We start from the raw sequence: 435 nt of genomic DNA on the forward strand, positions 1-435 counted from the left end.
GAGCGAGACCGAGCTGATCAGCCACCCCAGCACCGGCGGGCCGATGTCCACCGGCGCGGTGGCGGGCACGGCGTTCGGCACCGCAGCCGTCGGCGACTGCCTGACCTGGACCAAGGACGACGCCAGCGACCTGTCGAAGGTGGACTGCTCTGCCAAGCACCTGTTCGAGGTGGCCGCCGAGGTGGACCTGAGCGTCTTCCCCGGCACCGAGTTCGGGCCCGGCTCCCGGTTCCCGGGCGTGCTGCGTTTCTCCCAGCTGCGCGACGAGCACTGCGCGCCCGCGGTCAACGAGTACCTCGGCGCCCGGTACGACCCGCACGGCAAGTACAGCGTCGGCCTGATCAACCCCGGCGAGGCCGGCTGGGCGGCGGGCGAGCGCACGGTGCGCTGCGGTCTGCAGAACTCCGGCACCACCGGCACGCTGCAGCCGATCAC

The 435-nt window shown here is 72.4% G+C and carries 1 protein-coding gene; it reads left to right on the forward strand.

Features of this window, described 5'->3' with window-relative positions:
* A partial coding sequence (locus tag AC1DYG_RS19855; protein ID WP_477641564.1) for a septum formation family protein occupies positions 1-435 on the forward strand: 435 nt, incomplete at both ends.

The sequence above is a fragment of the Pedococcus sp. P1_H8 genome, from assembly GCF_056405175.1.